The following is a 21,850-nucleotide window of genomic DNA, read 5'->3' as shown; positions in this document are numbered from 1 at the left end:
GCCCTCCACGCACGCGTGGAGGGCCCTTTCATGTCAAGGCATGTCTTCAGTGGAAGCGGTGCACTCCCGACGGCGTGACCACGGCGTGCACCGGCTTGTCGTGGGCCTCGGCCGGGACACGGGCGACGACCTCCGCGTCGTACAGAAGCACCACCAGGGCCGGATCGGCCCCCGCGCGCTCGAGCCGGGCGAGCACCCTGTCGTACGACCCTCCGCCGCGCCCCAGGCGCATCCCGCGCTCGTCGACGGCGAGGCCGGGCAGCAGCACGGCGTCCGCCTCGGTGACGGCGTCGGGGCCCAGGCGCGCCCCCGAAGGCTCCAACAGCTCGATCTTTCCGGTGTGTTGTACGCGCTCAAGTGAGCCCTCGCCGTCGTACGCACCCCAGTCCAGGTCGTTGTCCGCGAGGAGCACCGGCAGCAGGACCCGCGTCCCGCGCGCGTGGAGCGCGTCGAGGAGCGCGCGCGTGCCCGGTTCGCTCCCCACGGAGACGTACGCTGCGACCGTGCGCGCCCCGGCGAGCTCCGGCAACTCCAATGCGCGCTCGGCGAGAACCGCGGCTGCCTTCTGCGCGTCATCCCTAGTCAACCGGCTTCTAACCGCGAGGAACTCTCCTCGCAATGTGCGCTTGGTTGCCTTGTCCGGGTCGGTCTCTGCCATGGCGTAGCCACAAATCCCTTCAGTTGCGCTCATATGAGAACCAATTGTCCGGAGCCACAGATTCCGCGCATACGCACCGGTTATGGTTACGGACATGACTGAGTCTCACCCCCCCAGGATCAGCAAGGCTGTCATTCCGGCAGCAGGTCTGGGCACCCGATTCCTGCCGGCGACCAAGGCCACTCCGAAGGAGATGCTGCCGGTCGTCGACAAGCCGGCGATCCAGTACGTGGTCGAGGAGGCAGCCTCGGCGGGCCTCGATGACGTCCTCATGATCACGGGCCGCAACAAGCGCCCCCTCGAGGACCACTTCGACCGCAACTACGAACTGGAGTCGGCCCTTCTGAAGAAGGGCGACGAGGCGAGACTGGCGAAGGTCCAGGAGTCCAGCGACCTCGCGACGATGCACTACGTACGCCAGGGCGACCCCAAGGGGCTCGGTCACGCCGTCCTGTGCGCCGCCCCGCACGTCGGCCACGAGCCGTTCGCCGTGCTCCTCGGCGACGACCTGATCGACCCGCGCGACCCCCTGCTCGCCCGCATGGTCGAGGTCCAGGAGCGGCACGGCGGCAGCGTCATCGCCCTCATGGAGGTGGCCCCGGAGCAGATCCACCTCTACGGCTGCGCGGCCGTCGACATCACCGACGAGAGCGACGTCGTGAAGGTCACCGGCCTCGTCGAGAAGCCCGAAGCGGCGGACGCCCCCAGCAACTACGCCATCATCGGCCGGTACGTCCTGGACCCCCACATCTTCGACATACTGCGCAAGACCGAGCCCGGGCGAGGCGGTGAGATCCAGCTCACCGACGCCCTCCAGCAACTCGCGGAGGACGAGAAGGTCGGCGGCCCCGTGCACGGCGTCGTCTTCAAGGGCCGCCGCTATGACACCGGCGACCGCGGCGACTATCTGCGTGCCATTGTCAGACTCGCGTGCGAACGTGAAGACCTGGGCCCGGACTTCCAGGCCTGGCTTCGCAGTTACGTGTCCGAGGAGATGTAGCACTTTGAGCAGCAGCGCGACGACCGAAGTCACCGGCCGGGACCATCTCTGGTCGGTGAGCGAGCACCTGGACGACATCCTCGGATCCGTCCGCCCCCTGGAGCCCATCGAGCTCCAACTCCTCGACGCCCAGGGCTGCGTCCTCGTCGAGGACGTCACGGTGCCCGTCTCGCTGCCGCCCTTCGACAACAGCTCCATGGACGGGTACGCGGTCCGGGTCGCCGACATCGCGGGCGCGAGCGAGGAGTTCCCCGCCGTCCTCACGGTCATCGGCGACGTGGCCGCGGGCCAGGGCGAGCAGCCAGAAGTCGGCGCCGGTCAGGCCGCCCGCATCATGACCGGCGCCCCGCTGCCGCCCGGCGCCGAGGCCGTCGTCCCCGTGGAGTGGACCGACGGAGGCCTCGGCGAAGGCCCCGTCTCCGGGATGCGCGCCCACAGCGCCGCCCCGGACGGCGCCTCCGGAGAGGTCCGCGTGCACCGCCCCGCCGAGGCACGCGCGCACGTCCGCGCGCGGGGCAGCGACGTCCAGGCCGGTGACCGCGCCCTGACCGCGGGCACGGTCCTCGGCCCCCCGCAGATCGCCCTGCTCGCCGCGATCGGCCGCGCCACGGTGAAGGTGCGCCCGCGCCCCCGCGTGGTCGTCATGTCCACCGGCAGCGAACTGGTCCAGCCCGGCGAGGAGTTGGGCAAGGGCCAGATCTACGACTCCAACAGCTTCGCCCTCACCGCGGCCGCCAGGGACGCCGGAGCGATCGCCTACCGCGTGGGCGCGGTCGCCGACGACGCCGAGACACTGCGCTCCACCATCGAGGACCAGCTGATCCGCGCCGACCTCATCGTCACCACGGGCGGCGTCAGCGTCGGCGCGTACGACGTGGTGAAGGAGGCCCTCTCCTCGATCGGGGACGAGGACGAGGCGGGCAGCGGCATCGAGTTCCGCAAACTCGCCATGCAGCCGGGCAAGCCGCAGGGCTTCGGCTCCATCGGCCCCGACCACACCCCGCTGCTCGCGCTGCCGGGCAACCCGGTCTCGTCGTACGTCTCCTTCGAAATCTTCGTACGTCCCGCCGTGCGCACCCTGATGGGCCTCCCGGACGTCCACCGGCCCACCGCGCGCGCGGAGCTCGCCGCCGACAAGGCGCTGACCTCGCCCGCGGGGAAGCGGCAGTTCCTGCGCGGGCGGTACGACGCGGAGGCGGGCACGGTGCGGCCCGTGGGCGGCGCAGGGTCACATCTCGTGGCGGCCCTCGCACACGCGGACGCCCTGATCGTCGTCCCGGAGAAGACCACTTCAGTGAAGCCGGGCGCCGCCGTCGACGTGGTCCTGCTCGGCTGAGAAGGCGGTCCGCGCGGTACGGTGTCGCGCACACAGGCCCCCGCGCCGCACCGCGGGAGAGCCAGGACCGGGAGCGCCACAGCACATGAGTACGCAGCGACTGACGCACATCGACGAAGCGGGCGCCGCCCGCATGGTCGACGTATCCGAGAAGGACGTGACCGCGCGCACCGCCCGTGCCACCGGCCGCGTCCTCGTCTCCCCCCGCGTGATCGAGCTGCTGCGCGGGGAATCACCAGAAGAAGCCCTCCCCAAGGGCGACGCCCTGGCCACCGCGCGGATCGCGGGCATCATGGGCGCCAAGCGCACCCCGGACCTGATCCCGCTCTGTCACCCGCTCGCCGTCTCCGGAGTGAAACTCGACCTCTCCGTGGCGGACGACGCCGTCGAGATCGCCGCCACGGTGAAGACGACGGACCGCACGGGCGTCGAGATGGAGGCCCTCACCGCGGTGTCCGTCGCGGCCCTCACGGTGATCGACATGGTCAAGGCCGTCGACAAGGGCGCGGTCATCACGGACGTACGCGTGGAGCAGAAGACCGGCGGCAAGTCCGGGGACTGGAGCCGCGAAGGAGCCGGGGCATGACGGCCTACCGCGCCCTCGTCGTCACGGCATCCAACCGCGCCGCCGCCGGCGTCTACGCGGACCGCGGCGGGCCCCTCATCGCCGAGGGCCTGAAGGCGCTCGGCTTCGCGGTCGAAGGACCCCAGGTCGTCCCGGACGGCGACCCCGTCGAGCAGGCCCTGCGCGCCGGAGCGGACGCCGGGTTCGATGTGATCCTCACCACCGGCGGCACGGGCGTCTCGCCCACCGACCGCACCCCCGAGGCCACCCGCCGCGTCATCGACTACGAGGTGCCCGGCATCCCCGAGGCGATCCGCGCGTACGGCAGGGACAAGGTCCCCACGGCCGTGCTCTCCCGGGGCCTCGCCGGAGTCGCGGGCCGGACGCTCATCGTGAACCTGCCGGGCTCCACCGGCGGCGTACGCGACGGCCTCGCCGTCCTGGAGCCCCTCCTTTCGCACGCTGTCGAGCAGCTCCGGGGTGGCGACCATCCAAGACCCTCCGGGGGTGCCAGCTGAACAGCCCCTCCTGGCCCGTCGAGCTCACGGACGGCGATGTCGCCCTCCGCCCCATAAAGATGCGCGACCAGCGGGCCTGGCGTGAGGTCAACCGGCGCAACCGGGACTGGCTGCGCCCCTGGGAGGCCACCATCCCGCCGCCCACGGCGAGCGGCCCGATCGTGCACCGCCCGACGTACCGTCAGATGGTCCGCCATCTGCGCGCGGAGGCCGCCGCGGGGCGCATGCTGCCCTTCGTGATCGAGTACCAGGGGCGGCTCGTCGGGCAGCTGACGGTTGCCGGGATCACGTGGGGATCGATGTGCTCGGGCCATGTCGGCTACTGGGTGGACCAGTCGGTGGCGGGCCGCGGCGTGATGCCGACGGCCGTCGCGCTCGCGGTGGACCATTGCTTCCGGTCGGTCGGGCTGCACCGTATCGAGATCTGTATTCGCCCCGAGAACGGGCCAAGTCGCAGGGTCGTGGAGAAACTCGGATTCCGCGAGGAGGGGCTCCGTCCACGTTTTCTCCACATCGACGGCGCCTGGCGCGACCATCTTGTGTTCGCGCTCACCGCCGAAGAGGTACCGGAAGGGTTGCTCCGGCGCTGGCACCAGGCACGACCTCGGAACACCGCGTAAATAGAATAAGTGTTTGAAATTGATCGGTGATCGACCGCCTGGGGCCCGACTTGGTCACTCTCGGGCATTAATTTCACGGTCTCGGTGACCTGTTGATCGCATCAGTCACAAAAAAAGTTCGAGATATCAGCCAGATCGTGCGACACACCGGCCCAATTGGCAGATGGCCTCACGCAAACCCCTCTACCGTGTGAGGCGTGAGCAGCAGCGGCCTCATCTACGCAGTCATCGTCGGGGCCTGGGCCGCCTACTTGGTGCCGATGTGGCTCCGTAGGCAGGACGAGCTCAATGAAGCCCGTCCGACGGAACGCTTCAGCACCGCCATCCGGCTTCTGTCCGGACGGGCGGGGATGGAGCGCCGATACGCCAAGGACCTGCAAGCGCGCTCGCCTGAGGAGGAGGAGTCGCGCGACCCGGACGACGCCACCGGTTCGGTGGACGTCCGGGCCTTTGTCGCGCCTCCGGACTCCGCCACGCGGCACCCCCAGGCGAAGCCCCCGGCGCAGCAGCCACCGGCTCCGGCCGAGCAGCCGGTCGAGCGGCCCCCGCAGCAGCAGCCGCAGCCGCAGCCGCAGCTGCAGCAGGCGCAGTCGCCCGCCCGGCGGGCCGCGTCGGCGGAAGCCGCCGCGCGCGCTCGGCGCACGAAGGTGCTCGCGCGCCGTCGGCGTACGACAGTGATGCTGTTCATCGCCTTCACGCTCGGCGCGATCGTCGCGGCGGTCGGCGGGCTCGCCTTCCTGTGGGCGCCCGCGGCCCCGGCCGCGCTCCTGAGCGCGTACATCGTGTACCTGCGCGGCCAGGAGCGGCGCCGCTTCACCTACACCATGGACCGGCGCCGGGCCGAGGTCGCGGCGCAGCGGCTGCGTGAACGCCAGCCGCGCAGGCGTCCTTCCGGCACGGACGCGGTGGCCGACGCGACGGAGGAAGGACCGGCTCCCGAGACGGAGACCGGTCTTTCCGCGCTCGCCGCCGACCGCCGCGCCCTGGTCGAGCAGACCGACCACGCCGAGTGGGTCGACCAGCAGCGCGAGCGGCAGCGCCGCCCCGGGCACGGCGACAGCTGGGACCCGGTGCCGGTACCGCTGCCGACGTACGTGACCGCGCCCGTCGCCCCGCGCGCCACCGGCGATGTCGACCTCGGCGCACCCGACGCGTGGAGCTCGGCGCGGTCGAGCGCGATGGAGCCTGCGGGGGCGAGTACCGCCGATGAGGCTCGGCGTGACGTTGCCGACGATGCGTACGCGGACGAGGCGGGCGGCGCGGATGAGGCGGACGGTGGCGGCGGCCGCAGCGACGCACGGCGGGCCGCGTCCGCCCGCAGGGCCCGCGAGCGCGGGCGCACCCCGCTCTTCGATCAGTACGAGGAAGGCGAGCGGCCGCGTGCCGCCAACGAGTGATGCCTGACCAGCCAGGAACGGATTTCCGAGCACCCGGATCGGGATGCTAGAGTTTCACTCGTTGCAAGGGCCTGTGGCGCAGTCTGGTAGCGCACCTCGTTCGCATCGAGGGGGTCTGGGGTTCAAATCCCCACAGGTCCACTGCACATGAGATCCCGTCCGGTTCATCGAACCGGGCGGGATCTTTGCGTGTGCCGAAGGTGCCGAAGCTGCCGAAGAACTGCGGAGCCTTCGCGACTACAGCGCCTTCACGTAGCAGCGGCTCAGGTTCTCGAAGCGGTAGTGGCCGAACTTGGTGGGCGCCGGGGTGTAGCCGGTCGAGGTGTAGAGGGATATCGCCTCCGGCTGCTTCGTGCCGGTCTCCAGGACCATGCGGCTGCGGCCCGCCGCCCGCGCGTCGTCCTCGAGGGCCGCCAGGATGCGCCGGGCGAGACCGAGGCCGCGGGCCTCCGGGGTGACGTACATCCGCTTGATCTCCGCGTCGCCGTCCGCGTACCCCTCGTCGTTCCTCTCGTGGGCGCGCCAGCCGCCGGTGGCCAGGGCGGTGCCGTTCGTGTCGTACGCGACGAGGTAGAGGCCGCCCGGCGGGCGGAACATCGCCGGGTCGAGCGGTGTGACATCGCCCTCGTCGCCGTACCGCTCGGCGTATTCGAGCTGGACGCGGTCGTTCAGCTTGATCGCGTCGGGGTGGTCGAAGGGGGTGGGGCGGAGTTCGACCGTGGCCGACTGCTGAGGCGGATGGATAGTCATGCGGAGTATCGTACTTCTATGCGATGGCGTGCGCTTCCTCATTAAGTGTGCCGGTATCGTTCCCTGATGCTCACAGTGACCAGCGTGAATGTGAACGGGCTGCGCGCCGCCGCCAAGAAGGGCTTCGTCGAGTGGCTCGCCGGTACCTCGGCCGACGTGCTCTGCCTGCAGGAGGTGCGCGCCGAGCCGCAGCAGCTTCCGGACGAGGTGCGGGACCCCGAGGGCTGGCACGTCGTGCACGCGCCGGCGGCGGCGAAGGGGCGCGCGGGCGTCTCCCTCTATACGCGTCGTGAGCCGGAGCGGGTGCAGGTCGGGTTCGGGTCGGAGGAGTTCGACGGCAGCGGGCGGTACGTCGAGGCGGATCTGCCCGGGGTCACCGTCGCGAGCCTGTATCTGCCCTCCGGTGAGGTCGGCACGGAGCGGCAGGACGAGAAGATCCGCTTCATGGGGGAGTTCCTGACGTATCTGAAGGGGCTGAAGGCGCGGGCCGCGGCCGATGGGCGGCAGGTCGTCGTCTGCGGCGACTGGAACATCGCGCACCAGGAGGCCGACCTCAAGAACTGGAAGGGCAACAAGAAGAACTCGGGCTTCCTGCCCGAGGAGCGTGCCTGGCTCGGTGAGGTCTTCGACGGTGAGAACGGTGAGCACGGCGGATACGTCGATGTCGTGCGGGCGCTGCATCCGGACGTCGAGGGGCCCTACTCCTGGTGGTCCTACCGCGGGCGCGCCTTCGACAACGACACGGGCTGGCGCATCGACTACCACGTGGCGACGCCGGGGCTCGCGGAGCGCGCGGTCAAGGGGTTCGTGGAGCGGGCGGCCAGTCATGCGGAGCGGTGGTCGGACCACGCGCCCGTCACGGTGGTCTACGACATGTGAGGCCGCGCGGCGCCATGGCATGTTGCGGGCACGTACCTGACAATGACTCAACTGCCAGCCGTGTGGGGAGACTTCATGTCCGGTATGTCATTGCCGTCTCGTCGGGGTGTGCTGCTCGGGGCTCTGGGTGCCGGGATCGGGGCGGGGCTGCCGCTGACCGCTGCGTCGTCCGCCGCCGCATCGGGCGGGGTGCCCCCGGGCACGCCGCCCGTGCTCCTCACCGAACAGGCGACCCGGCAGATCCTCGTGCTCGATCCGCGGCGCAGGGTCTGGGACACGCAGGCCGACCCGTCCGTCGTGCGGTGGGCGTTCTCGCCGCTGGGGAAGCCGGGGTACAAAGACCTTCGCCCTGAAGACAGTTGGGTGTATCCGAGCGAGTCGAAGGTGCGCAGACACAAGGGGCGTACGTACGTCCTGACGACCGCGTCCTTCGGGTTCGTCGCCGTCGTCGACCATCCGTCGGGGCGGCGGTACTGGGGTGCGGCGATCGGGCCCGGCGACGATCTCTTCAATCCGCACAGCGCGGAGATCCTGCCGGACGGCAATGTCGCGGTGGCGTGCAGCACGGGGGCGCTGGTGCGGTTGTACGCGGCGTCGCAGGGGCCGCGGGCCTCGCGGTACGCCGAGGCGGAGCTCAAGGGGGCGCACGGGCTGCACTGGGACGGTGCGCGTGAGGTGCTGTGGGCCGTCGGTGACGACGAGTTGGTGACGTATGCCGTGGGTGGGACGCGGGCCCGGCCCACGCTGACGCGGCGGTTCGCGGTGGGGCTTCCGGTGGGTACGCCGGGGAAGACGCCGGGGGGTCATGACCTATTCCCTGTGGCGGGGCGGGCGGGGCGCTTGTGGGTGACCACCAACGCGTCCGTTTTTCAGTACGACATCGCCGGGCGGGCCTTTGTGCAGGACTTTGCGGGGGCTGCGGAGATCAGCCGGAAGTCGGTGAAGGGGGTCGGCGATGATCCTCGTACCGGGCAGGTTGTCAGCACCGTGCCCGAGGGCGGGCTCGGGGAGACGTGGTGGACGACGAAGGTGAGTGTGCATCAGCCTTCGAGTTCGTACACCTTGGTCAACGGCGGTATTTACAAGGCGCGTTGGTTCCTGCCGCGATAGGCGGGGTGGTGTCGGTCTGGTGTCGGTCTGGTGTCAGTCCGACTTGTCTGCCGCCAGGCGGCGGTCCATTGCCATCGACAGTTCCGCTTCCACCACGCTCTTCGCCAAAGGGCGTAGGCGGTCAATGTTTTTGTCTCCCGCCTCGGGGGGTGTGTTGTCGCGGATGATCGTTACGAACAACTCCGCCAGTGCGTCCGCGTGTTCGCGTACCCGTTGGCCCGCTTCCAGGACCGTGGCCAGCGGGATGCCCTCGCGGACCAGGGCCGATGACACGTCCAGGAGGCGGCGACTGACGTGGACGAGTTCGTCGCCGTCGGTGGCCAGGTAGCCGAGGTCCAGGGCCGCGGCCAGGTTCTCGGGGGTGACCTCGCCGGCGAAGTGGTCGGCCAGGTCCTCGGGGGTGAGGCGGACCGGGATCTCCTCCGTGGGCTCGCCCATGCCGAGGAGTTCACCGACGTCGCGGCCGTTCTCGAAGGCCTCGGCCAGTTCCGCGATGCCGCTCAGGGTGTGGCCGCGGTCCAGGAGTGCGGCGATCGTGCGGAGCCTGGCCAGATGGTGGTCGTCGTACCAGGCGATGCGGCCCTCGCGGCGGGGCGGTGGGATAAGGCCGCGCTCACGGTAGAAGCGCACGGTGCGCACTGTGATGCCGGCCGCCCTGGCCAGCTCCTCCATGCGGTACTCGCGTGTCTCTGCCACGGCAGCAGCCTATGCCGTGTGGATCGGGCGAGTGTTCTACCGGCGGTAACTCCTCCCGTCCAACCCCTACCCATGAGTACGTCGCTGTTCTAGTCTCCCCATTGCGCCAGTGGTCACTGGCAGAGTCAGCGGCAGTTCGGGAGGCGGCGGCATGGCCGAGCACGAGCGCGAGCAGGAGCGCGAACACGAGCATGTGAGGGTGGCGGTCATCGGGTCCGGCTTCGGCGGCCTCGGCGCGGCCGTCCGGCTGCGCCGCGAGGGCATCACCGACTTCGTCGTCCTGGAGCGGGCCGGCGCGGTGGGCGGCACCTGGCGGGACAACAGCTATCCGGGCTGCGCGTGCGACGTGCCCTCGCATCTGTACTCGTTCTCCTTCGCCCCCAACCCCGACTGGCCGCGCACCTTCTCCGGCCAGGAGCACATCTGGGAGTACCTGGAACGGGTCGCCGACACCTTCCGGCTGCGCTCGCACATCCGCCTCAACACCGAGGTGGAGCTGCTCCGTTGGGATGCCGAACAGCTTTGGTGGGTGATCGAGACCAGCAACGGGACGCTCACCGCCGATGTCGTCGTCTCCGCCACCGGGCCGCTCTCCGACCCCAAGCTGCCGGACATCCCGGGCCTCGACACCTTCGAGGGCAAGGTCTTCCACTCCGCGCGCTGGGACCACGACTACGACCTGCGCGGCAAGCGCGTCGCGATGGTCGGCACCGGCGCGTCCGCCATCCAGATCGTGCCCGCCATCCAGCGCGAGGTCGGCAGGCTGACGCTCTTCCAGCGCACCCCGCCGTGGGTGATGCCGCGCATGGACCGCGCCATCACCGGCGCCGAGCGCTGGCTGCACCGCCGGCTGCCGTTCACCACGCACGCCAGGCGCGGCATCCTGTGGGGGATCAGGGAGCTGCAGGTCCAGGCGTTCACCAAGCGGCCGAACGAGCTCGGCGCGATCGAGCAGCTCGCCAAGCGGAACATCCACCGGGCGATCAAGGACCCGGCAATGCGGGCCAAGCTGACACCGACGTACCGCATCGGCTGCAAGCGCATCCTGCTGTCCAACACCTACTACCCGGCGCTCGCGCGGCCCAATGTCGACGTCGTCGCCAGCGGCCTGAGCGAGGTGCGCGGCAACACCGTCGTCGCCGCCGACGGCACCGAGGCCGAGGTCGACGCGATCATCTTCGGTACGGGCTTCCATGTGACGGACATGCCGATCGCCGACCGTGTGGTCGGCGCCGACGGCGGGACGATGATGGAGTCCTGGAAGGACGGGATGAAGTCGCTGCGCGGCGCGACCGCGGCGGGCTTCCCCAACTTCATGACGATCATCGGCCCGAACACCGGTCTCGGTAACTCCTCGATGATCCTGATGATCGAGTCCCAGCTGAACTATCTCGCCGACTACATGCGGCAGTTGACTCTGCTCTCTTCCTCGCTCTCTTCCTCTGGTCCCGGTGGCCGGGCGGCGCTCGCCGCGCGGACGAGCGCCGTGCACGCCTGGAACGACAAGGTGCAGCGGCGGATGGAGCGCACCGTGTGGAACACCGGCGGCTGCAACAGCTGGTACCTCGACGCGAACGGCGTGAACACGACGATCTGGCCGGGCACGACGACCGAGTTCCGCAATGCCACGCGGCAGGTGGATCTGGCCGAGTACGAGGTGCTGCGGCTGCCGAAGGCGGACGCGCTGCCGAAGCCGCGTACGACGACGGGCACGGGCACAGGCAAGGGCAAGGGCAAGAGCAAGGCGCGTACGAGCAAGAAGGTCGAGGCCGGGGCATGAGCCGACTTACGCATGTGACGAGCGGGCCGTTCGCGCCGCCTCCCGCGGCGCGGGAACTGACCGCCGTGTCGGCGGACGGCGCGCGGCTGCACGTCGAGGTGCACGGTCCCGACGGCAAAGCAGCCGCGCCCGCCGTGGTGCTCGCGCACGGGTGGACCTGCTCGACCGCCTTCTGGGCGGCGCAGATACGTGACCTGGCGGTCGACCACCGAGTGATCGCGTACGACCAGCGGGGACATGGGCGCAGTGCCGCGCCGACCGGCATCGAGGGGTACAGCACGACCGCCCTCGCCGACGACCTGGAGGCGGTGCTCGCGGCGACGCTGGAACCGGGGGAGCGGGCGCTGCTCGCCGGGCACTCCATGGGCGGCATGACGATGATGGCCGCCGGCACGCGGCCCGGGTTCCGGGAGCACGCGGGGGCCGTTCTGCTGTGCAGCACGGGCAGTTCGCGGCTCGTCGCCGAGTCGACCGTGGTGCCGATCAGGGCCGGGCGGGTGCGGACGCGGGTGACGCGGTCGGTGCTCGGGGCGAAGGCGCCGCTCGGTCCTGTCACCGGGATGGCCCGGCGGATCCTCAAGTACGCGACGATGGGCGCCGGTTCGTCGCCGGAGCGGGTGGACGCGTGCGCGCGGATCGTGCACGCCTGTCCTCGGGTCGTGCGCTACCGCTGGTCGCATGTGCTGGCCGAGCTCGAACTGGACGCGGGTGTACTGGAGTTGAATGCTCCGACCGCTGTCATCGCGGGAACGGCCGACCGGCTTACGCCGGTCGCGCACGCGCGGCGGATCGAGGCGATGCTGCCGGACTCGCTCGGGCTCACCGAACTGGCGGGGATCGGCCATATGACGCCGATCGAGGCTCCGGAGGCGGTGACGGCGCGGATCAGGGAACTTGTGGATACGTACGTACGGGTGGACGAGCCGCAGGTCGAGGTCGAGGCCGTCGAGGTCGAGGGGAGCAGCGCATGAGCAAGGTCAGCCTGGAGGGACAGGTCGCTGTCGTCACGGGAGCGGCGCGGGGCGTGGGTGAACTGCTCGCCCGCAAGCTGTCGGCGCGGGGCGCGAAGATCGCGCTGGTCGGCCTGGAGCCGGACGAGCTGAAGCAGGTCGCGGGGCGGCTGCACACCGAGGCCGAGGCGTGGCACGTGGATGTGACGGACCATGTCGCGATGGCGCGGGTGGCGCAGGAGGTCAAGGAGCGGTTCGGGAAGGTCGACATCGTCGTCGCCAACGCGGGGGTCGCGAACGGGGGGCCGTTCGTGGAGTCCGACCCCGACGCGTGGCGCCGGGTGATCGAGGTCAACTTGATCGGGAGCGCGGTGACGGGGCGGGCGTTCCTGCCTGTCCTGATGGAGAGCCGCGGCTATCTGCTGCAGATCGCCTCGCTGGCTGCGATCACGCCGGCGCCGATGATGACGGCGTACTGCGCGTCGAAGTCGGGAGTCGAGGCGTACGCGCACTCGTTGCGGGCGGAGGTCGGGTACAAGGGCGTGAAGGTGGGCGTCGGTTACCTGTCCTGGACGGACACGGACATGGTGCGGGGGGCCGATCAGGACGACGTGATGCGGGAGTTGCGGCAGCGGCTTCCGTGGCCGTCCAACAAGACGTACCCACTGGGTCCGGCCGTCGACCGGATCGTCGCCGGGATCGAGCGCCGCTCCAGCCATGTGTACGCGCAGTGGTGGCTGCGGGGCATGCAGGGCATCCGCGGGTATCTGCCGGCGGTGATCGGCTCGGTCGGCCAGCGGGAGATGCGCCGCTTCGAGCCGCGGCTCGGCAGTGTCTCGACCGGCCTTGTCGGAGCGGGCGGCTCCGCCGATGAGAGTTCCCGGGGGCGGTGACGGGGTCTGCTTGCCCGGGGTTGGGCCTTCCCCGCCGGGCGGCCGGCGCTGGGCCTACGGCCTAGTCCATCGCTCACCCGGCAGGTGCGCTGTGCCCACCCGTTCCGCCCTGCGGAACGCCTGCCCACAGCGAGGCGAGGGCGGGCAGGCAGTTGCGGGGTAATCGGGTGGGTGGGCGGGAGATATCCGGCGCGGAGCGGCGGTGTTGTTCGGTGCCGGGCCGCGGTGGGCATGCGGGGAGGCCCACCCGGTGCTTCCGGGTGGGCCTCACCGTTCAGGCCAGCGCCAGCGTCAGGCGTCGTAGTCCTGGTTGAACCTGTCCTGCTGCTCCTGCGCCGCCCGCTGCGCCTCGTCCGAGGTCTGCGAGCTGCGCTCGACCTCCTCCTGGGACCGCTGGCCGCGCTTGCCCGTTTCTTCCTTCGCGCCGCCCATAGCGTCTTTGGCCTTGTCGCGAAGCTCGTCGGCCTTGTCCTGGAACTGGTCCTTGATGCCCATGCGGTTCACTCCTAGAGGGTGAGATTGGAAGGGCCTCGACCAGACTGACACGGGGGTACATTCCGCGCATTTCGATCAGCAACGGACAGTAGCCATCCGGGAGAACGGCCCCGCTACCACCGCGGCGGCAGCTTCGGGCGGCGTCGGTCCGGTACATCCGAGTAGCCCGGCGGAGTCGCCGCAGGCTGCCGGTCGAGGAGGTCGAGCGCGAGGCCGACCGCGTCGTCCAGCTGGGCATGCCGCCCCTCCGCCCAGTCCAGGGGCGTGCGCAGAACGTCCAGGTCCGGCTCGACGCCATGGTTCTCCACGGACCAGGCGTACGCGTCGAACCAGGCCGCGTTCATCGGCACCGTGATCACCGTCCCGTCACCGAGCCGGTGCCGCCCCGTCATGCCCACCACACCGCCCCAGGTGCGCTGCCCCACCACAGGACCGAGGCCGAGCAGCTTGAAGGCTGCCGTGATCATGTCGCCGTCGGAGGATGTCGCTTCGTCGGCCAGGGCCACCACAGGACCGCGCGGTGCGTTCGACGCGTACGACACCGGCTGGGCGTTCCGTGTCAGGTCCCAGCCGAGGATCTTGCGCGTGAGCGTCTCGACGACCAGTTCGCTGATGTGGCCGCCCGCGTTGCCGCGTACGTCCACGATCAGGGCAGGACGGGACACTTCGAGGCGCAGGTCCCTGTTGAACTGTGCCCAGCCCGAGCCGCCCATGTCGGGGATGTGCAGATAGCCGCACTTGCCGCCGCTCAACTCCCGTACGACTTCACGCCGTTTGGCCACCCAGTCCTGGTAGCGCAGGGGCCGTTCGTTGACCAGCGGGACGATCGCGACGCGCCGCGCGCGCCCCTCGCCCTCCGCGGGCTTGAACGTCAGCTCCACCGTCGTGCCGCCCGCGGCCGCGAGCAGTGGATAGGGCCCGGCGACCGGGTCGACCGGGCGGCCGTCGATGTGCGTGAGGACGGCGCCCGCGCGGATCCCGGCTCCGGCGAGCGGCGAGCGGGCCTTGGAGTCGGACGAGTCGCCGGGCAGGATCCGCTTGACCGTCCAACTGCCGTCCCGGCAGACCAGGTTGGCGCCGAGCAGTCCCATCGCGCGCTGATAGTGCGGCGGCCCCTCGTTGCGGCGCGCCGCGGTGACGTACGCGTGAGATGTGCCCAGTTCGCCGAGGACCTCCCGGAGCAGGTCGGCGAACTCGTCGGGGGACGCGACGTGTTCGACGAGCGGGCGGTACTGGTCGAGGACGGCGGGCCAGTCGATGCCGCACATGTCCGGTTCCCAGAAGTAGGCGCGGATGATGCGGCCCGCCTCGTCGTAGGCCTGGCGCCACTCGGCCGGCGGGTCGACCTCGTGCAGGATGCGGCGCAGGTCGATCCAGACGGTGGTGTCGCTGTCCCCGGATTCGGTGGAGGGCACGGCGCTGAGGTCGCCCTCGTCGACGACGACGAGTCGGGTGCCGTCGCCGCTGACCGCGAACCAGTCGAGGTGCTCGACGAGTTGGGACTTCTTGGCCTTGGAGATGTTGAAGTATTCGAGGGTGGGGCGCCCCGAGGTGTCGGCCGGGTTGGCGAAGGTCTCGCCGAGCGCGCCCGAGATCGGCCAGCGCAGCCAGACCAGGCCGCCGCCGCTGACGGGCTGGAGCGCGGAGTACTTGGATGCCGTGACGGGGAACGGCGTGACCCTGCTCTCCAGGCCCTCGACCTCCACGGTGGTGGTGCCGTCCCCGTCGCCGTCCTTGTCGCCCTCCTCGACCGGGTCGAGCCCGCCCGCGGCGGGACGGCCGTCGGGGGAGAGCGCGAAGGGGGACGGGGTCGCCGACGACAGGGGGACGAGGTAGGGGCGGCAGCCGAGCGGGAAGGAGAGGTCGCCGGTGTGCACGTCGTAGACGGGGTCGAAGCCGCGCCAGGAGAGGAAGGCGAGATAGCGGCCGTCCCGCGTGAAGACGGGGTTCTCGTCCTCGAAGCGGCCGTTGGTGACGTCGACGATCGTGCGGGCGCCCGGGCCTTGGATACGGGCCAGCTTGATCTGCCGCAGGGAGCGGCCGATGCCGGGATGGGACCAGGTCAGCCAGGCGCCGTCGGGGGAGAAGGCGAGATCGCGCACCGGACCGTTGATGGAGCGGATCAGCTCGGTGACCTCGCCGTTGGACTCCTCGGTCCCCGCGGCGGCAGCCGCTTCATCGGACACAGTGATGAGGAGGAGGCGGCCGTCGTTGGAGGCGATGGCGAGGCGTTCGCCGTCGGGGTCGGAGACCATCTCCTGGACGCGGCCGAGCTCCCCGCCGGCCAGCCTGCGCGGCTCGCGCTCGCCGCTGGCGCGCGGCAGATAGGCGATCTCGACGGCGTCCTCGCCCTCGGCGTCAGTGACGTACGCGACCTGCCCGCCGGTGCCGAGCATCTCCGGCAGCCGGACGCGTACGCCCGGGGTGTCGATGATGGTGCGGGCCGGACCGTCCCGGTGGGTGAGCCAGTACAGGCTGCCGCGTACGACGACGGCGCTGGCCCGTCCAGTCGTGTCCACGGAGAGCGCGTCGACGTTCTGCGCGGCCGGGACATGGTAGACCCGCCGCCCGGTGCGCGGCCCGCCGAGCCGTACGTCCAGGCGGCGCGGCTCGGATTCCGCGGAGAGGTCGTCGACCATCCAGATGCCGCCCGCGCACTGGTAGACGACGCGGGTGCCGTCGCTGGACGCGTGCCGGGCGTAGAACGCGTCGTGGTCGGTGTGCCGCCGCAGGTCGGAGCCGTCGGGCAGGCAGGAGTAGAGGTTGCCCACGCCCTCGTGGTCGGAGAGGAAGGCGATCCGGCCGCCCACGAACATCGGGGTGTCGAGCTGCCCGTCGATGTCGGCCAGGATGTGCTCGCCGTGCATCCACATGCGGCCCATCGCGCCGCCCCGGTAGCGCTTCCAGGCGGCCGGTTCGTGCGGCGGCCGCCCGGTCAGGAGAAGCGTCTTGCGCTCGCCGTCGATGTCGGTGACCGCGATGTCGTGGACGGGACCCCAGGGCAGTCTGCGGCCGGGCGAGCCGTCGGTCGGCACGCTGTAGGCCCAGCAGAAGTAGGAGAAGGGCTGGCCGTGCGAGGAGACGGCGAGGATGTCGCCATCGGGGGACCAGCCACAGACGCGGGTGTCGGTGCTGCCCCAGTAGGTGAGTCGGCGCGAGGGGCCGCCGTCCACCGGGGCGAGATGGATCTCCGGGTCGAGGCTGCGCCATGTCGTGTACGCGATGTGGCGGCCGTCCGGCGAGAAGCGCGGATGGCTCACCTTGGTCCGGTCGGCGGTGACCCGCCAGGCGCGGCCGGCCGGGGCGCCGTCCGCGGCCAGCGGGGCCACCCAGAGGTCGTCCTCGGCCGCGAAACAGAGGCGGTCGCCGCTGAGGTGCGGAAACCGCAGGTAGGCGGGGTCGGCATGGGTGTCGTCGCGCGCTTCGGTCACCTCACCATGCTTTTCCGGTGCGGGAGGCCCGGCAACTTGTACAGGGGATGCGAGGGGGCAGCGCGCGTGACCCAGCACACGTACGAAACGGTTTCGTTTCGCTAAGGCTGGGGGTACAGTCATGGCGTACGAAACAGTTTCGATATTTCGATACGTTCGATACGTCGGAATTCGATGAGGAGTGGAGGGATCATGGCTGAGGCGGCAACGGCGCGGCGCAGCCGGATCACGCCCGAGCGCGAGGCCGAGCTGTACGCGGCCGTGCTCGATCTGCTCCGCGAAGTCGGGTACGAGGCGCTCACCATGGACGCCATCGCCGCCCGCACCAGGTCCAGCAAGGCCACCCTCTACCGCCAGTGGGGGAGCAAGCCGGAGCTGATCGCCAGGGCGCTGCGGCACAACAAGCCGGTGTCCATCGAGGACATCGACACGGGGTCCCTGCGCGGCGACTTCCACGCGACCATGGCGCGTTCGGACGACTGCCAGATGGAGCGGGACGCCGCGCTGATGCGGGGCCTGTTCCACGCCATCCACGGCAATCCCGAACTCCACCAGGCGATGCGGCAGTTGCTCATCGAGCCGGAGATCACCGGCCTGAACGCGATGCTGCGCAGAGCGGTCGAACGCGGCGAAGTGGCCGCGGACAACCCGGCGCTCGACTACGTCATCCACATGATGGTCGGCGGATTCGTCGCCCGCGACCTGATCGAGGACCGCACGGTCGACCGTGACTTCCTCACCTCCTATGTCGACGCCGTGATCCTCCCCGCCCTCGGCGTCTGATCCAGCCCCCGTACGACCACCCCTCCTGACGCGAACCGCTCACGTCGTCGGGCTGATCCCCCCTGCCCTGCTGACCCCACGACTGACCGGGAGTACGCCCTCGTGGCCACATTCCTCTACAAACTCGGCCGACTCGCCTTCAGGCGACGGCACTTCGTCGCCCTGATATGGGTGGCGCTCCTGACCCTCGCCGGAGTCGGCGCCGCGTCCGCGCCCACCGCCGCCTCCAGTTCCTTCTCCATCCCCGGCACGGAGGCCCAGAAGGCCTTCGACCTGCTCGACGAGCGGGTGCCCGAGGCCAGCGCCGACGGCGCGAGCGCCCGGGTCGTCTTCAAGGCGCCGGACGGCGAGAAGGTCACCGACCCGGCCAACAAGGCCGAGGTCCAGAAGACCGTCGCCGCACTCAAGTCCGGTTCGGACGAGGTCGCTTCGGCCGCCGATCCGTTCCGGGCCAAGACCGTCAGCAAGGACGGCTCCACGGCGTACTCGTCCGTCTCGTACAAGGTCACCTCGATGGAGCTGGCCGACGAGAGCCGTGACGCGCTTGAGAAGACCACCGACGACGCCCGCGAGTCCGGTCTCACGGTCGAGGTCGGCGGCGACGCGCTGCAGGCGATGCCCGAGACCGGGGCCACCGAGATCATCGGCATCGCGGTCGCGGCCGTCGTCCTCGTGATCACCTTCGGCTCGCTGGTCGCGGCGGGGCTTCCGCTGCTCACCGCGCTGATCGGCGTGGGCATCGGTGTCTCCTCGATCACCGCGCTCGCCAACGCGCTCGACCTGGGCACGACCACGTCCACGCTCGCCATGATGATCGGCCTCGCGGTCGGCATCGACTACGCGCTCTTCATCGTCTCGCGTTATCGCGGTGAACTCGCCGACGGGCGGGACCGCGAGGAGGCTGCGGGCCGTGCCGTGGGGACCGCGGGTTCGGCCGTGGTCTTCGCCGGGCTCACCGTGGTCATCGCCCTGGTCGGCCTCGCCGTGGTCAACATCCCGATGCTGACCAAGATGGGCTTCGCGGCGGCCGGCACGGTGGTCATCGCCGTCCTCATCGCGCTGACCCTGATACCGGCGCTGCTCGGGTACGCGGGCAAGAAGGTCAAGCCGATCGGCGAGAAGAGCAAGCTGCTCGGCGGCCGGAAGAAGCAGCCGGCCGAGGGCGCGCAGCCCAAGCCCAACCTGGGCACCCGCTGGGCCAGCTTCGTGGTGCGTCGCCCGCTCACCGTGCTGCTCGTCGGCATCATCGGCCTGGGCGCCGCCGCGCTCCCGGTCTCCTCGCTCGAACTCGGGCTCCCGGACGACGGTGCGCAGCCGACGTCCACGACCCAGCGCAAGGCGTACGACCTGGTCTCCGACGGATTCGGCCCCGGCTTCAACGGCCCGCTGATGACGGTCGCCGACCTCAAGGGCGCGGGCGACCCTAAGGCGGCGGCCCAGCAGATCACCAAGAAGATCTCAGGCCTCGACGACGTCCTGACCGTCGCTCCACCCATGATCGACAAGGCGGGCGACACGGCGATCATCAGCGTCGTCCCGTCCTCGAAGCCGAGCGGCACCGAGACCGAGGGCCTCGTGCACTCGATCCGTGACGCGGGCGGCGAGATCAAGTCCGACACCGGCGCCGAAGTCATGGTCACGGGCACGACAGCCATGAACATCGATGTGTCTCAGAAGCTGAACGACGCCCTGCTGCCCTACCTGGCCCTGGTCGTCGGCCTCGCCTTCCTCCTCCTGATCGTCGTCTTCCGCTCGATCCTGGTCCCGCTCAAGGCGGCACTCGGCTTCCTGCTCTCGGTCCTCGCGGCACTGGGCGCGGTCGTCGCGGTCTTCCAGTGGGGCTGGCTCGGCTCGCTCTTCGGCGTGGAGCAGACCGGCCCGATCATGTCGATGATGCCGATCTTCATGGTGGGCGTCGTCTTCGGCCTCGCGATGGACTACGAGGTCTTCCTCGTGACCCGCATGCGAGAGGCGTACGTCCACGGGGAGCGCCCCGGCGAGGCGATCGTGACGGGCTTCCGGCACGGGGCACGGGTGGTCTCGGCGGCGGCCGTCATCATGATCGCGGTCTTCGCGGGCTTCATCGGTTCCAGCGAACAGATGGTGAAGATGATCGGCTTCGGTCTGGCGATCGCGGTCTTCTTCGACGCGTTCATCGTGCGGATGGCCCTGGTCCCGGCGGTGCTCGCGCTCCTTGGCAGGAAGGCGTGGTGGCTGCCGAGGTGGCTGGACCGGGCGCTGCCGAATGTGGATGTGGAGGGCGAGGGGCTGCGCGACGTGGCGGACAAGGCCGCGGACGGTGACCGGGAGCTTGCCCGCGTCTGACCCCGCTCAGTGCTCAGTGCTCAGTGCGGGACGGGAGTGGCGGCGTAGGTGCGGCGCAGGAAGCGGAGCAGCACCACTGAGTCGAACTCCACGACCTCCACCCCCTCCCGCGAGTGGAACTCCACGACCAGTTGGACTCGGCCGCAGGGCCATACGCGTACATCGCCGCTGGTGACCGGGGACAGCAGGCCCTCTTCGATGAGGCGGCGGTCGAAGGTCCACTGGTGGCCGCCAGGGAGGTCGATCCGCATCGCTAGCGGGTCGGCCTCCGGGTCGTAGTGGAGGATGGCGGGCACGGCGCGGTGGCCGTCGGCCGAGTCCGTGACGATGTGGGCCCGTGTGTACTGCTCGACTGCGGACATCGTCAGACTCCTTGCCCTCACTCTTGCTTCCTTTATGCCCTCTAATGTCCCATATTTCGTTGTTATTGCTCCAGGATGCTCCGGATTAGTTGGGTACCCAGCGCTCTTGCAAAGCGTTCGCAACAGGGCACTATCATTGAACGGTTCACGAGCGATCCGCTCTGCCTTCCGTCCTCCTTCCCCGTGTCCTGCCCAGGAGCGCCCGTATGCATGTCCCCGACGGATTCATCGACGCCCCCGTCTCCGCCGTCACCGGGGTCATCGCCGCCGGCGCGATCGCCGTCAGCCTCAAGGGCGCGCGGCGTGAGCTGGACGAGCGGACCGCCCCGCTCGCCGGCCTGGTCGCGGCGTTCATCTTCGCCGTACAGATGCTGAACTTCCCGGTCGCGGCGGGCACCAGCGGACACCTCCTCGGCGGCGCGCTCGCCGCGATACTCGTCGGCCCCTTCACGGGTGTCCTGTGTGTGTCCGTCGTACTCCTCATGCAGGGCGTCCTTTTCGCGGACGGCGGCCTGACCGCGCTCGGCGTGAACATCACGGACATGGCGATCGTCACGACCGTCGTCGCCTATCTCGTCTTCCGGGGCCTGGTGAAGGTGCTCCCGCGCACCCGCCGCTCCGTCACCGTCTCGTCGTTCGTCGCCGCGCTGCTCTCCGTGCCCGCGGCCGCCCTCGCCTTCACGTTCCTCTACGCCCTCGGTGGCACCACCGACGTCTCCATCGGCAAGGTCGCCACCGCCATGGTCGGCGTGCACGTCCTCATCGGCATCGGCGAGGCCGCGATCACCGCGCTCACCGTCGGCGCGGTCATCGCCGTACGCCCCGACCTGGTGTACGGCGCCCGGGGCCTGACGCAGAAGCTCAAGCTCCGCGTCGGCGGCGAACTCGTCGATGCCGAACCGGCCGCCGTCCCGGTGGCCGCACTCCCCCAAGCTCTCGGCTCCGCTCGAGCAGGGAGGGACCCCCTTCACCGCAAGGTCTGGATCGCGGGCCTTGTCACCTCCCTCGTCCTCGCCGGTTTCGTCAGCTTCTACGCCTCCGCGAACCCCGACGGCCTGGAGAAGGTCGCCGCCGACAAGGGCATCGACAAGAAGGCCGAGGAGCACGCCACCGCCGAATCGCCGCTCGCCGACTACGGCGTCAAGGACATCACCGACGCCCGCCTCTCCGGCGGCCTCGCGGGTGTGATCGGCGTCGGCGTCACGGTCGTCGCGGGCTCGGCGGTCTTCTGGTCGCTGCGTCGTCGTCGTACGTCGGACACGGACCCCGCGTCGACGGCGTCCGTCACCGAGAAGGCCTGAC

20 protein-coding genes and 1 tRNA gene are annotated in these 21,850 nt (G+C 70.3%); 15 read left to right on the top strand and 6 right to left on the bottom strand.

Features of this window, described 5'->3' with window-relative positions; translation table 11 throughout:
- Positions 1 to 46: 46 nt before the first annotated feature.
- Positions 47 to 658 (bottom strand): 5-formyltetrahydrofolate cyclo-ligase, encoded by a 612-nt coding sequence (locus AB0O76_RS18870; protein WP_365492093.1) that lies wholly within the window; start codon positions 656 to 658, stop codon positions 47 to 49.
- A gap of 94 nt (positions 659 to 752) precedes the next feature.
- Between AB0O76_RS18870 and galU the strand changes: the two genes are divergently transcribed.
- The 7 genes from galU (at position 753) to AB0O76_RS18835 (ending at position 6,235) form a co-directional block, all read left to right on the top strand.
- The gene (galU, locus tag AB0O76_RS18865; protein ID WP_361814470.1) at positions 753 to 1,658 is read left to right on the top strand and encodes a UTP--glucose-1-phosphate uridylyltransferase GalU; all 906 of its coding nucleotides are present in this window, start codon (positions 753 to 755) and stop codon (positions 1,656 to 1,658) included.
- A gap of 4 nt (positions 1,659 to 1,662) precedes the next feature.
- The gene (gene glp, locus AB0O76_RS18860; RefSeq protein WP_365492089.1) at positions 1,663 to 2,994 is read left to right on the top strand and encodes a gephyrin-like molybdotransferase Glp; all 1,332 of its coding nucleotides are present in this window, start codon (positions 1,663 to 1,665) and stop codon (positions 2,992 to 2,994) included.
- Between the two features lie 85 nt (positions 2,995 to 3,079).
- A complete protein-coding gene (gene moaC / locus AB0O76_RS18855; RefSeq protein ID WP_365492086.1) occupies positions 3,080 to 3,580 on the top strand; it encodes a cyclic pyranopterin monophosphate synthase MoaC in 501 nt (166 codons plus the stop codon).
- Positions 3,577 to 4,077, top strand: a complete 501-nt coding sequence (locus AB0O76_RS18850; RefSeq protein WP_365492084.1) for a MogA/MoaB family molybdenum cofactor biosynthesis protein — start codon at positions 3,577 to 3,579, stop codon at positions 4,075 to 4,077. The genes moaC and AB0O76_RS18850 overlap by 4 nt, the downstream gene beginning before the upstream one ends.
- Positions 4,074 to 4,697, top strand: coding sequence for a GNAT family protein (locus tag AB0O76_RS18845; RefSeq protein WP_365492373.1), 624 nt, complete (start codon positions 4,074 to 4,076; stop codon positions 4,695 to 4,697). Before AB0O76_RS18850 ends, AB0O76_RS18845 begins: the two co-directional genes overlap by 4 nt.
- A gap of 197 nt (positions 4,698 to 4,894) precedes the next feature.
- Positions 4,895 to 6,094: a gephyrin-like molybdotransferase receptor GlpR gene (gene glpR / locus AB0O76_RS18840; RefSeq protein ID WP_365492081.1), complete on the top strand. Its 1,200-nt coding sequence runs from the start codon at positions 4,895 to 4,897 to the stop codon at positions 6,092 to 6,094.
- Positions 6,095 to 6,161: 67 nt separating this feature from the next.
- Positions 6,162 to 6,235, top strand: a tRNA-Ala gene (locus tag AB0O76_RS18835).
- Between the two features lie 96 nt (positions 6,236 to 6,331).
- On the opposite strand, the gene AB0O76_RS18830 is transcribed toward AB0O76_RS18835, so the two are convergent.
- Positions 6,332 to 6,844, bottom strand: a complete 513-nt coding sequence (locus AB0O76_RS18830) for a GNAT family N-acetyltransferase (RefSeq protein ID WP_365492078.1) — start codon at positions 6,842 to 6,844, stop codon at positions 6,332 to 6,334.
- 66 nt (positions 6,845 to 6,910) lie between these two features.
- On the opposite strand from AB0O76_RS18830, the gene AB0O76_RS18825 reads away from it, so the two are divergent.
- Complete coding sequence (locus AB0O76_RS18825) at positions 6,911 to 7,723, top strand: exodeoxyribonuclease III (RefSeq protein WP_365492075.1); 813 nt, start codon at positions 6,911 to 6,913, stop codon at positions 7,721 to 7,723.
- A gap of 75 nt (positions 7,724 to 7,798) precedes the next feature.
- A complete protein-coding gene (locus AB0O76_RS18820; RefSeq protein WP_365492072.1) occupies positions 7,799 to 8,833 on the top strand; it encodes a DUF6528 family protein in 1,035 nt (344 codons plus the stop codon).
- A 33-nt stretch (positions 8,834 to 8,866) separates the two neighbouring features.
- On the opposite strand, the gene AB0O76_RS18815 is transcribed toward AB0O76_RS18820, so the two are convergent.
- On the bottom strand, positions 8,867 to 9,505 hold the full coding sequence (locus AB0O76_RS18815; protein ID WP_365492370.1) for a MerR family transcriptional regulator: 639 nt from the start codon (positions 9,503 to 9,505) through the stop codon (positions 8,867 to 8,869).
- A 175-nt stretch (positions 9,506 to 9,680) separates the two neighbouring features.
- Here AB0O76_RS18815 and AB0O76_RS18810 point away from each other — a divergent pair, with 175 nt between their 5' ends.
- From AB0O76_RS18810 to AB0O76_RS18800, 3 genes are read left to right on the top strand one after another with little or no spacing between them, the layout of a single operon-like run.
- Positions 9,681 to 11,309: an NAD(P)/FAD-dependent oxidoreductase gene (locus AB0O76_RS18810; protein ID WP_365492069.1), complete on the top strand. Its 1,629-nt coding sequence runs from the start codon at positions 9,681 to 9,683 to the stop codon at positions 11,307 to 11,309.
- Positions 11,306 to 12,280 (top strand): alpha/beta hydrolase, encoded by a 975-nt coding sequence (locus AB0O76_RS18805; protein WP_365492066.1) that lies wholly within the window; start codon positions 11,306 to 11,308, stop codon positions 12,278 to 12,280. The genes AB0O76_RS18810 and AB0O76_RS18805 overlap by 4 nt, the downstream gene beginning before the upstream one ends.
- A complete protein-coding gene (locus AB0O76_RS18800; RefSeq protein ID WP_365492063.1) occupies positions 12,277 to 13,152 on the top strand; it encodes an SDR family oxidoreductase in 876 nt (291 codons plus the stop codon). The genes AB0O76_RS18805 and AB0O76_RS18800 overlap by 4 nt, the downstream gene beginning before the upstream one ends.
- 291 nt (positions 13,153 to 13,443) lie before the next feature.
- On the opposite strand, the gene AB0O76_RS18795 is transcribed toward AB0O76_RS18800, so the two are convergent.
- Together AB0O76_RS18795 and AB0O76_RS18790 are read right to left on the bottom strand one after the other, a co-directional pair.
- Complete coding sequence (locus tag AB0O76_RS18795) at positions 13,444 to 13,647, bottom strand: hypothetical protein (RefSeq protein ID WP_365492060.1); 204 nt, start codon at positions 13,645 to 13,647, stop codon at positions 13,444 to 13,446.
- Between the two features lie 113 nt (positions 13,648 to 13,760).
- The gene (locus tag AB0O76_RS18790; protein ID WP_365492057.1) at positions 13,761 to 17,078 is read right to left on the bottom strand and encodes a S41 family peptidase; all 3,318 of its coding nucleotides are present in this window, start codon (positions 17,076 to 17,078) and stop codon (positions 13,761 to 13,763) included.
- Between the two features lie 192 nt (positions 17,079 to 17,270).
- On the opposite strand from AB0O76_RS18790, the gene AB0O76_RS18785 reads away from it, so the two are divergent.
- Both AB0O76_RS18785 and AB0O76_RS18780 read left to right on the top strand, forming a co-directional pair.
- On the top strand, positions 17,271 to 17,861 hold the full coding sequence (locus tag AB0O76_RS18785; RefSeq protein ID WP_365492054.1) for a TetR/AcrR family transcriptional regulator: 591 nt from the start codon (positions 17,271 to 17,273) through the stop codon (positions 17,859 to 17,861).
- A 102-nt stretch (positions 17,862 to 17,963) separates the two neighbouring features.
- Positions 17,964 to 20,186, top strand: coding sequence for an MMPL family transporter (locus tag AB0O76_RS18780; protein ID WP_365492051.1), 2,223 nt, complete (start codon positions 17,964 to 17,966; stop codon positions 20,184 to 20,186).
- A gap of 20 nt (positions 20,187 to 20,206) precedes the next feature.
- Here AB0O76_RS18780 and AB0O76_RS18775 read toward each other — a convergent pair whose 3' ends face one another.
- Entirely contained in the window at positions 20,207 to 20,548 is a 342-nt protein-coding gene (locus AB0O76_RS18775) for an SsgA family sporulation/cell division regulator (protein ID WP_365492048.1), read from the bottom strand.
- Between the two features lie 206 nt (positions 20,549 to 20,754).
- Here AB0O76_RS18775 and AB0O76_RS18770 point away from each other — a divergent pair, with 206 nt between their 5' ends.
- Positions 20,755 to 21,849: an energy-coupling factor ABC transporter permease gene (locus tag AB0O76_RS18770; RefSeq protein WP_365492045.1), complete on the top strand. Its 1,095-nt coding sequence runs from the start codon at positions 20,755 to 20,757 to the stop codon at positions 21,847 to 21,849.
- Position 21,850 lies beyond the last annotated feature (1 nt).

Origin of the sequence: Streptomyces sp. NPDC086554 (genome assembly GCF_040686095.1) — a bacterium.
In the GTDB taxonomy this organism is placed as follows: Bacteria; Actinomycetota; Actinomycetes; order Streptomycetales; family Streptomycetaceae; genus Streptomyces.
Note: the sequence above shows the minus strand (reverse complement) of the source record. Positions and strands in the feature narration are given on the sequence as shown.

Coding starts and splice junctions, on each gene's coding strand:
- AB0O76_RS18870 (WP_365492093.1), bottom strand. CDS start 658: ATGGCAGAGACCGACCCGGACAAGGCAACCAAGCGCACATTGCGAGGA.
- galU (WP_361814470.1), top strand. CDS start 753: ATGACTGAGTCTCACCCCCCCAGGATCAGCAAGGCTGTCATTCCGGCA.
- moaC (WP_365492086.1), top strand. CDS start 3,080: ATGAGTACGCAGCGACTGACGCACATCGACGAAGCGGGCGCCGCCCGC.
- AB0O76_RS18850 (WP_365492084.1), top strand. CDS start 3,577: ATGACGGCCTACCGCGCCCTCGTCGTCACGGCATCCAACCGCGCCGCC.
- AB0O76_RS18830 (WP_365492078.1), bottom strand. CDS start 6,844: ATGACTATCCATCCGCCTCAGCAGTCGGCCACGGTCGAACTCCGCCCC.
- AB0O76_RS18825 (WP_365492075.1), top strand. CDS start 6,911: ATGCTCACAGTGACCAGCGTGAATGTGAACGGGCTGCGCGCCGCCGCC.
- AB0O76_RS18820 (WP_365492072.1), top strand. CDS start 7,799: ATGTCCGGTATGTCATTGCCGTCTCGTCGGGGTGTGCTGCTCGGGGCT.
- AB0O76_RS18815 (WP_365492370.1), bottom strand. CDS start 9,505: ATGGAGGAGCTGGCCAGGGCGGCCGGCATCACAGTGCGCACCGTGCGC.
- AB0O76_RS18810 (WP_365492069.1), top strand. CDS start 9,681: ATGGCCGAGCACGAGCGCGAGCAGGAGCGCGAACACGAGCATGTGAGG.
- AB0O76_RS18805 (WP_365492066.1), top strand. CDS start 11,306: ATGAGCCGACTTACGCATGTGACGAGCGGGCCGTTCGCGCCGCCTCCC.
- AB0O76_RS18800 (WP_365492063.1), top strand. CDS start 12,277: ATGAGCAAGGTCAGCCTGGAGGGACAGGTCGCTGTCGTCACGGGAGCG.
- AB0O76_RS18795 (WP_365492060.1), bottom strand. CDS start 13,647: ATGGGCATCAAGGACCAGTTCCAGGACAAGGCCGACGAGCTTCGCGAC.
- AB0O76_RS18785 (WP_365492054.1), top strand. CDS start 17,271: ATGGCTGAGGCGGCAACGGCGCGGCGCAGCCGGATCACGCCCGAGCGC.
- AB0O76_RS18775 (WP_365492048.1), bottom strand. CDS start 20,548: ATGTCCGCAGTCGAGCAGTACACACGGGCCCACATCGTCACGGACTCG.
- AB0O76_RS18770 (WP_365492045.1), top strand. CDS start 20,755: ATGCATGTCCCCGACGGATTCATCGACGCCCCCGTCTCCGCCGTCACC.